We start from the raw sequence: 8622 nt of genomic DNA on the forward strand, positions 1-8622 counted from the left end.
TCGCCGGCCAGATCCACCTCCAGGGCGGCCAGGTCACCGTCCACGACCCCAAGGGGACGGACAACGCCCGCCGCGTCTTCCCCACCCTGGCCTACGCCGGCTCGGCGGAAGACGCACTGCGCGGCGCGGACGTCGTGCTGCACCTCACCGAGTGGCCGGAGTTCCGCGACCTCGACCCCGGGCACCTGGCGGCGGTCGTCGCCCGGCCGCACCTGATCGACGGCCGGAACACCCTCGACCCGGCGCCCTGGCGCGCCGCGGGCTGGACGTTCCGCGCCATGGGCCGCCCGGCGGCGTAGCCCGGCGCGGCGCCGCCGGCCACCCGCCCCGTACCCGGACAGGCGAAACCCCCCGTTCCGCCGGAAACGGGGGGCTGCGCCGCGCCTACGGGGGACCCTCAGACGGAGACGCCGTTGCCGCGCAGGTACGCGAGCGGGTCGATGTCCGAGCCGTAGTCCGGGCTGGTGCGCACCTCGAAGTGCAGGTGCGGGCCGGTGGAGTTGCCGGTGGAGCCGACCAGGCCGATCTGCTCGCCGGCGCCCACGGTCTGGCCCACGCTCACCGAGGCGGACGACAGGTGGGCGTACTGGCTGTAGCGCCCGTCGTCGTGCTTGATCACGACGGCGATGCCGTACGCGGCGCCGTCGGCGCCGTTGCCGGCCTTGACGACGGTGCCGGAGGTGACGGCCTTGACCGGGGTGCCGGTGCCGACGGAGAAGTCGACACCGGTGTGGTAACCGCTGGACCACGAGCCGCCGGCGGCCCGGTACGGGGTCGACGGGGCGGCGTCGACCGGCGCGGAGAAGCCGCCCGCGGGGGCGTCCGCGGCGGGCTGCTCCTGCTGCGGCTCCTCGGCCGGCTGCTCCTCCTGCGCGGCGGAGGGCTGGGCCGGGGCGTTCTCCGGCTCCTCCAGGGTGACCTCTTCGCCGCCGTCGAAGTCGTACTGCTGGCCGGGGAAGATCAGGTCCGGGTCGCCGCCGATGACGTCCTTGTTGGCCTCGTAGATCGACTGCCAGCCGCCCGCGATGCCGTGCTTGCGGGCGATGTCCCACAGGGTGTCGCCGGAGACGACGGTGTAGGTGCCGGCCTTCTCGTACTTCTTCTCCGGCGCCTGCTCCTGCTGCGGGGCCTGCTCCTGCTGCGCGGCCTTCTGCCCGGCGGGCTGCTCCGACCCGGCCTGCGCCTCGGGCTCGCTCTCCTGCTGCGCCTCCTCGCCACCGCCGGTGGCCAGGTCGGGGGCGGGGCCGCCCTGGGTGAGCCCGGCCTGGACGGAGCAGACCGGCCAGGCGCCGGGGCCCTGCGACGCGAGCACCTTCTCGGCGATCTCGATCTGCTGCTCCTTGGTGGCCTGGTCGGCGCGCGGCGCGTACTGCGTGCCGCCGTAGCCCTCCCAGGTGCTCTGCACGAACTGCAGACCGCCGTAGAAGCCGTTGCCGGTGTTGATGCTCCAGTCGCCGCCGCTCTCGCACTGGGCGACGCGGTCCCAGGTGTCGACGGAGGCGGCCTGGGCGTGGCCGCCGGCGATGAGGGGGAGGGCGACGCCGGCGCTGCCGGCGGTGATGACGAGGGCCTTGCTGCCCCGGGCTATCCGGCCCAGGCGACGGTGACGTCCGCGTGCGGACATGGACATGCTCCTCTCCGACGCCTGCGAGGTGAGCTGTCGGGTTCGAGCTGGAGATGCCCGGCCATGCGGAGCATGGCTTCACCCCAAGCCGTCCCGCGCATACGCGCAGTCCGGCACTTACCTGGGTCCCCCGCTCCTGCCGTGAAAGCTGAAGTGCTTGCCCGTCGCCGCCGACAGGATTCGGCGTTACGGCGACGAGGTGCCCGCATCGGTGGCGCGAGCACGGCGAGCACCGTAAACACACGGCCGAAAACAGAACAAGCCGCGCGCACTCGCCACGGCCGTTCCCCGCGTCACACCGGGATCATGCAGACGATCTCCGCATCACGAGCAACGCGTCAATTGCCCCTCCGCGGCGGAGACTTGCCGAAAGCCCGAGGAGTCGGACACATTGCCCCATCACGTGAGAATTCTGTGAGTGACATATGTCACTTCAGTCACTTCCGAACTTCCCCGGGCCGTCGAGCTGTTCGATCGTCGCGACCGACGGGCCGCGCCGAGCGGCCACGTCGCGGGCCACCTCCCCGGCGTCGCGCAGCGCCCGCAGCGCGTTCCGCCACAACAGCCTGGCCAGGTCTTCTTCCGACCAACGGCGGTTCAGCAGCTCGGCGACGAGGTGCGGATAACCGGCCACGTCGGCGAGGTCGGCGGGGGTGAACGGGGTGCCGTCGAAGTCGCCCCCGATACCGATATGGTCGATTCCCGCCACTTCGCGCATATGGTCCAGATGGTCCGCCACGGTGGCCGCCGTCGCCTGCGGCCGCGGGTTCGCCTCCTCGAACGCACGGCGCACGCGGACCGCTTCGTCGGACGCGTCGAGGGCGTCCAGGCCGCGGGCGTTCAGGTACGCGTCCGCCTCCGCCGTCCACGCCACGGCGGCCGGCAGGACGAACTTCGGCACGAACGTGGCCATCGCCACACCGCCGTTGGCAGGGAGCATTTCCAGCACATCATCAGGAATGTTGCGCGGGTGGTCACATACGGCACGAGCGGATGAATGGGAAAAAACCACCGGCGCCTCGGTGACGCGCAGCGCGTCACGCATGGTCGCCGGGGCCACGTGGGAGAGGTCGACGAGCATGCCGACCCGGTTCATCTCGCGCACCACCTCCTCGCCGAAGGCGGTGAGCCCGCCGTGCCGCGGCTCGTCGGTGGCGGAGTCGGCCCAGTCGGTGTTGTCGTTGTGGGTGAGCGTCATGTAGCGCACGCCGAGCCGGTGCAGGGCGCGCAGGGTGGCGAGCGAGTTCGCGATGGAGTGCCCGCCCTCGGCCCCCATCAGCGAGGCGATCCGCCCGGCGGCCCGGGCCGCCGCCACCTCGTCGGCGGTGGTGGCCAGGCGCAGGTCCCCGGGGTAGCGGTCGACGAGCTGCCGCACCACGTCGATCTGCTCCAGACAGGCGCTGACGGCGGCGTCCCCGGCCAGCTCCGTGCTCACGTACACGGACCAGAACTGCGCCCCCACCCCGCCGGCGCGTAGCCGCGGGATGTCGGTGTGCAGCCGCGCGCTCTGGTCGACGGCGATGTCGCGGCGGTCGATGTCGTACGCCACCTGCTCGCGCAGCGCCCAGGGGAGGTCGTTGTGCCCGTCGGCGACCGGGTGCTCGGCGAGGAGCGCGCGGGCCCGGTCCAGCAGGTCGGCCATGGTCGTCTCTCCCACTCGCGGCGGTGCGGCTGTGACGCGCTCACGCTATCCGGACACCGCGGCCTCCGGGGCTCCGGGTGCGTCGTCCGGGTGGGGGATCCTGCCCGACGCCTGGGGGAGCCGGGTGCGGCCCGCCCGCGGTCGGCGGCGGTTACGGCTCCTGGTCCGCCGCCTTCGTGCGCAGCCGGCGGCCCTTCTCGGTCGCGAGGTCGTTCAGCTCCTGCTGGAACGCCGCCATCCGGTCGCGCAGCTCCCCGTCGTGGGCGCCCAGGATGCGGGCCGCCAGCAGGCCCGCGTTGCGGGCGCCGGCGACGGAGACCGTGGCGACCGGGACGCCCGCGGGCATCTGGACGATGGACAGCAGGGAGTCCATGCCGTCGAGGTGCTTCAGCGGGACCGGGACGCCGATCACCGGCAGCGGGGTGACGGCGGCCAGCATGCCCGGGAGGTGGGCGGCGCCGCCGGCGCCGGCGATGAGGGTGCGCAGGCCGCGGCCGGCGGCCTGCTCGCCGTAGGCGAGCATCTCGCGCGGCATCCGGTGCGCGGAGACGACGTCGACCTCGTACGGGATCCCGAACTCGGCGAGGGCCTGCGCCGCGGCCTCCATCACCGGCCAGTCGGAGTCGGAGCCCATGACGATGCCGACCAGCGGGCCGCTCTCCGGGCCTCCCGCGCTCATGCGATGCTCATTCCGTGATCGTCCCCCGCAGGTAGTCGGCGGCGTGGCGGGCGCGTTCGCGCACATCGGCCAGGTCGTCGCCGTAGGTGTTGACGTGGCCGACCTTGCGGCCGGGCTTCACGTCCTTGCCGTACATGTGGATCTTCAGCCCGGGGTCCCGGGCCATGCAGTGCAGGTACGCCGGGTACATGTCCGGGTAGTCGCCGCCGAGGACGTTCGCCATCACCGTCCACGGCGCGCGCGGGCGCGGGTCGCCGAGGGGCAGGTCGAGCACGGCGCGCACGTGGTTGTCGAACTGCGAGGTGACGGCCCCGTCCTGGGTCCAGTGGCCGGAGTTGTGCGGGCGCATCGCCAGCTCGTTGACGAGGATCCGGGGCTCGCCCTCGTCCCCGCCGGCCTCGAACAGCTCCACCGCCAGGTGGCCCACGACGTCCAGTTCGCTCGCGATCCGCAGCGCGAGCTGCTGCGTACGCACCGCGGCCGCGGGCGGCAGCCCGGGCGCGGGGGCGATGACGGTGTCGCAGACGCCGTCGACCTGGACGGACTCCACCACCGGGTACGCCACGGCCTGGCCGCTGGGCGAGCGGACGACGTTGGCGGCCAGCTCGCGGCGGAAGTCGACCAGCTCCTCGGCCAGCACCGGGACACCCGCGCGGAACGGCACCGCGGCGTCCTCCTCGCGGCGCACGACCCAGACGCCCTTGCCGTCGTACCCGCCGCGCACCGTCTTCAGCACGACCGGGAAGCCGTCCCCCTCGCGGGCCCCCTCGCGCGCGAAAGCGGTCACGTCCGCCGGGTCGGCCACGATCCGGTGCCGCGGGCAGGGGATGCCCAGCTCCGTCAGCCGGGCCCGCATCGCGCCCTTGTCCTGCGCGTACACCAGCGCGTGCGGGCCCGGCCGGACCGCGACGCCCTCGGCCTGAAGGGCGCGCAGGTGCGCGGTCGGCACGTGCTCGTGGTCGAAGGTGATCACGTCGCAGCCGCGGGCGAAGTCACGCAGCGTGTCCAGATCGCGGTAGTCCCCGACGACCGTGTCCCCCGCCACCAGGGCCGCGGAGTCCTTGGTGGTACCGCTGAGAAGCTTGAATCTGATGCCGAGGGGGATGCCTGCCTGGTGGGTCATCCGGGCGAGCTGTCCCCCGCCGATCATGCCGACTACCGGGAATGTCACGCCCCCAGCCTAGCTGCCGGGGTGTCCGGACCCGCTCCCTGAAGTCGCCGGCCCGGTTAGCATGAGGGGGCCGGCACGCCGGAGGCAGACCAGGACCAGGGGAACGCGACCGAACCGACCATCGGAGTCTGAGAATCTTTATGAGTGCACGGCACCCGGCGGTATCGCGGCTGCGACGCCTGAGTCGCGAGGTGGCCGAGTTCGCCGCGGTCGGGGGGCTCGGCGTCCTGGTCAACCTCGCGGTCTTCAACCTCGTGCGGAACACCACGGAGCTGCCCGTGGTCCGCTGCAGCATGATCGCGACGGCCGTCGCGATCGTCTTCAACTACATAGGCTTCCGCTACTTCACGTACCGCGACCGGGACAAGACCCGGCCGCCGCGCGAGTTCACGCTGTTCCTGGTCTTCAGCAGCGCGGGGCTCGTCATCGAGAACGGCGTGCTGTACGTGGCCACGTACGGGTTCGACTGGGACACCCCGCTGCAGAACAACATCTTCAAGTTCCTCGGCATCGGGGTCGCGTCGCTCTTCCGCTTCTGGTCGTACCGCAGCTGGGTGTTCCGCGTGGTGCCCGCGGCCTCCCCCGTCCCGGCGGGCGGGACGGGGGAGGCGGGTGAGCCGGGTGACATAGCCCCGGCAGGGGAGGTGCAGATCCCCGGCAGCCGGCGGGAGCCGAAGGAGCCGGGAGAGCCGGAGGAGCCCGGGGCGCAGGAAGAGGCGGTCGTAGCGCGGGGGTAGACCCGCCGTCCCGTACGAGCCCTCCCCCGCTCCCGCACGACCCCGCGCGCCTCCGTACGCCCGGTACGTCCCCCGCACGCCCCCCTCGACGGTGCGTACGCCCCTCAGTGGTGCTCGTGCTCCCGCGCGAGGAACAGCGCGAACGTCGTCGGCCGCTGCTGCACCAGCTCCAGCCGCCCCCCGTCCGCCTCCGCCAGGTCGCGGGCGACCGCGAGGCCCAGGCCCGTCGAGTTGCGCCCGCTGACCGTGCGCTCGAAGACCCGGGAGCCGAGGTCCGCCGGCACGCCGGGACCCTCGTCCGTGACCTCCACCACCGCCTGGTTCCCGGTGACCCGGGTGCGCAGCGCGACGGTCCCGGCGCCGTGCATCAGCGCGTTCTCGATCAGCGTCGCGAGCACCTGCGCCACCGCTCCCGGCGTGCCCACCGCGCGCAGCCCCGTCCGGCCGGAGTGGACGATCGCCCGCCCCTCGCCGCGGTACGCCGGCCGCCACTCCTCGATCTGCTGCTTGACGACCTCATCCAGGTCGAACCCCGTGCCCGTGCCGGCCTTGGGGTCCCGGGACTTGGTCAGCAGCCGCTGCACCACGTCCGTCAGCCGCTCAACCTGGGTGAGCGCGACGGCCGCCTCCTCCTTGACCGTCGTGTGGTCGTCGGTGAGCGCGATCTCCTCCAGCCGCATGGACAGCGCGGTCAGCGGCGTACGGAGCTGATGCGAGGCGTCGGCGGCCAGCCGCCGCTCGGCGGTGAGCATGCGCGCGATGCGCTCGGCGCTGGCGTCCAGCACGTCGGCGACGCGGTCCAGCTCGGGGACGCCGTAGCGGCGGTGGCGGGTGCGCTGGTCGCCGGAGCCGAGCCGCTCGGCGGTCTCGGCGAGGTCGGTGAGCGGCGCGGTGAGCCGGTTGGCCTGGCGTACGGCGAGCAGCACGGCGGCGCCGACGGCGAGCAGCGCCACGGCCAGGATGATCAGCAGGGTCTGGCCCAGCTCCTCGTTGACCCGGTCGCGGGCCTCCATGACCGTGACCCGCTCGCCCCGGCTGCCGGTCTCGGTGACCTCGATCACCGACCCGCCGGGCCGTTCCCCGATCGTGAGCGGCGGGCCGCCCGGCAGGTCCACCTCCGCGTACCGCCCGTCGGTGACCTGGCCGGCGAGCGCCCCGCGGGTCACCCGCTCGTCGTCGGCGATCTTGCCCTCGACGACGCTGAACAGGCGCACGGCCTCGGACTGCACCCGGTCGTGCGCGGCGGCCTCGATGGTGCGGGTCTCGACGATGACGAGGGAGACCCCGAAGACGGCGATGACGACGAGCACGACCGCCAGGGTGCTGTTGATGAGCCTTCTGCGCATGGCTGCCGGGGCCGGGGGGCGGCCTAGCTCTTCTCGAAGCGGAAGCCCACACCGCGGACGGTCGCGATGTAGCGGGGGTTCGCGGCGTCGTCGCCGAGCTTCTTGCGCAGCCAGGAGATGTGCATGTCGAGCGTCTTGGTGGACGACCACCAGGTGGTGTCCCACACCTCGCGCATCAGCTGCTCGCGCGTGACCACCCGGCCCGCGTCGCGCACGAGCACCCGCAGCAGGTCGAACTCCTTCGCGGTCAGCTGCAGCTCCTCGTCGCCGAGCCAGGCGCGGTGCGAGTCGGTGTCGATGCGTACGCCGTGGGTGGCCGGCTGCTGCTGCGGCTCGGGGGCGCCGCGGCGCAGCAGGGCGCGGACCCGGGCGAGCAGCTCGGCGAGGCGGAAGGGCTTGGTGACGTAGTCGTCGGCGCCGGCGTCGAGGCCGACGACGGTGTCCACCTCGTCCGCGCGGGCGGTGAGCACCAGCACGGGGAAGCCGTGCCCGTCGGCGCGCAGCCGCCGGCACACTTCCAGGCCGTCGATGCCGGGCAGGCCGAGGTCGAGCACCAGGAGGTCGACGCCGCCGCGGAGCCCGGCACTGAGCGCCGTGGGACCGTCCTCGCGGACCTCCACCTCGTAGCCCTCCCGGCGGAGCGCGCGGGCCAGCGGTTCCGAGATGGCCGCGTCGTCCTCGGCCAGCAGTACGCGGGTCATGGTGCGATGGTAGACCTCCCGTCACCGAGAGTGTGCCGGTGGCGTCGGGTTCCCTCACCTCCCCGGTACGGGGTCGAACGCACCCGCGAAGAGGCGTGCGCCGGTGCCGGTGCCGCCGGTTCGCGGGGCGGGACGTCGTCGGTGACCATGAGGTCACCGGGCCGGCCGGTCCGCGGAGAGGCGGGTGCGATGGCTGCGGTGCGGGTCCGGTGGCGGCGGCTGTGCGCGGCCGCGGCGCTGGGGTCCGCGGCGGCGCTGACCGCGGTTCTGACGCCGCCGGACGGTACGGCGCCGCGGGGCGGCGCGGCGGCGGAGGCGGCGCATGAGGCACCGGGGGCGCGGGAGGCGGGGGCGGGGCGGTCGCTGCGGACCGGCGTCGAGTCGTACGGGAGGCACCCGCGGCAGCAGGTCACCGTCCACTGGCGCCCGCGGCAGGCGCCCCGCGGCGGGCTCGTCATCCTGCACGGCGGCTACTGGTCCTACGACACCGACTGGGCCGGCTGGGCGCGGGCCCTCACCCGCCGCGGCTACGCCGTCTTCGACGCCGACTACCGGCTGGCCCCCGGCTGGCCCTGGCCGGCCCAGCGCGACGACGTGCTGGCGGCGCTGCGCTGGGTGCGGCGCAACGCCGCCGCCTACGCCGTGGACCCGGCCCGGGTCGCGGTGCTCGGCTCGTCGGCGGGCGGGCAGCTGGCGGTGGCCGCCGCCACGCACGGTGCCGG

9 protein-coding genes and 1 riboswitch are annotated in these 8622 nt (G+C 73.8%); of the genes, 3 read left to right on the top strand and 6 right to left on the bottom strand.

What is annotated here, in order from left to right:
- On the top strand, positions 1–299 hold a 299-nt coding region (locus ABD317_RS29640; RefSeq protein ID WP_344293733.1), incomplete at its 5' end, for a UDP binding domain-containing protein.
- Between the two features lie 98 nt (positions 300–397).
- Here the strand turns inward: ABD317_RS29640 and ABD317_RS29645 are convergent.
- The 4 genes from ABD317_RS29645 to ABD317_RS29660 form a co-directional block, all read right to left on the bottom strand.
- A complete protein-coding gene (locus ABD317_RS29645) occupies positions 398–1624 on the bottom strand; it encodes a transglycosylase family protein (RefSeq protein WP_344293735.1) in 1227 nt (408 codons plus the stop codon).
- Between the two features lie 3 nt (positions 1625–1627).
- Positions 1628–1820, bottom strand: a riboswitch (cyclic di-AMP (ydaO/yuaA leader).
- A 237-nt stretch (positions 1821–2057) separates the two neighbouring features.
- Positions 2058–3266, bottom strand: a complete 1209-nt coding sequence (locus ABD317_RS29650; RefSeq protein WP_344293737.1) for a dipeptidase — start codon at positions 3264–3266, stop codon at positions 2058–2060.
- A gap of 151 nt (positions 3267–3417) precedes the next feature.
- Positions 3418–3945 carry a 5-(carboxyamino)imidazole ribonucleotide mutase gene (gene purE, locus ABD317_RS29655; protein WP_344293739.1) on the bottom strand — a complete coding sequence of 176 codons (528 nt, stop codon included), beginning with the start codon at positions 3943–3945 and terminating at the stop codon, positions 3418–3420.
- Positions 3946–3952: 7 nt separating this feature from the next.
- Positions 3953–5116, bottom strand: a complete 1164-nt coding sequence (locus tag ABD317_RS29660; protein WP_344293741.1) for a 5-(carboxyamino)imidazole ribonucleotide synthase — start codon at positions 5114–5116, stop codon at positions 3953–3955.
- Between the two features lie 140 nt (positions 5117–5256).
- Between ABD317_RS29660 and ABD317_RS29665 the strand changes: the two genes are divergently transcribed.
- Positions 5257–5853: a GtrA family protein gene (locus ABD317_RS29665; protein WP_344293743.1), complete on the top strand. Its 597-nt coding sequence runs from the start codon at positions 5257–5259 to the stop codon at positions 5851–5853.
- Positions 5854–5957: 104 nt separating this feature from the next.
- Here the strand turns inward: ABD317_RS29665 and ABD317_RS29670 are convergent, their stop codons facing one another.
- The gene (locus tag ABD317_RS29670) at positions 5958–7199 is read right to left on the bottom strand and encodes an ATP-binding protein (protein WP_344293745.1); all 1242 of its coding nucleotides are present in this window, start codon (positions 7197–7199) and stop codon (positions 5958–5960) included.
- A gap of 23 nt (positions 7200–7222) precedes the next feature.
- Entirely contained in the window at positions 7223–7900 is a 678-nt protein-coding gene (locus tag ABD317_RS29675) for a response regulator transcription factor (protein WP_344293747.1), read from the bottom strand.
- Positions 7901–8089: 189 nt separating this feature from the next.
- Between ABD317_RS29675 and ABD317_RS29680 the strand changes: the two genes are divergently transcribed.
- A partial coding sequence (locus ABD317_RS29680) for an alpha/beta hydrolase (protein ID WP_344293749.1) occupies positions 8090–8622 on the top strand: 533 nt, incomplete at its 3' end.

Origin of the sequence: Streptomyces synnematoformans, from assembly GCF_039531005.1 — a bacterium.
Lineage (GTDB): Bacteria > Actinomycetota > Actinomycetes > Streptomycetales > Streptomycetaceae > Streptomyces > Streptomyces synnematoformans.

Excerpts from the sequence above, each read along its gene's own strand:
- ABD317_RS29645 (WP_344293735.1), bottom strand. The coding sequence starts at position 1,624 with ATGTCCGCACGCGGACGTCACCGTCGCCTGGGCCGGATAGCCCGGGGC.
- ABD317_RS29650 (WP_344293737.1), bottom strand. The coding sequence starts at position 3,266 with ATGGCCGACCTGCTGGACCGGGCCCGCGCGCTCCTCGCCGAGCACCCG.
- purE (WP_344293739.1), bottom strand. The coding sequence starts at position 3,945 with ATGAGCGCGGGAGGCCCGGAGAGCGGCCCGCTGGTCGGCATCGTCATG.
- ABD317_RS29665 (WP_344293743.1), top strand. The coding sequence starts at position 5,257 with ATGAGTGCACGGCACCCGGCGGTATCGCGGCTGCGACGCCTGAGTCGC.
- ABD317_RS29670 (WP_344293745.1), bottom strand. The coding sequence starts at position 7,199 with ATGCGCAGAAGGCTCATCAACAGCACCCTGGCGGTCGTGCTCGTCGTC.
- ABD317_RS29675 (WP_344293747.1), bottom strand. The coding sequence starts at position 7,900 with ATGACCCGCGTACTGCTGGCCGAGGACGACGCGGCCATCTCGGAACCG.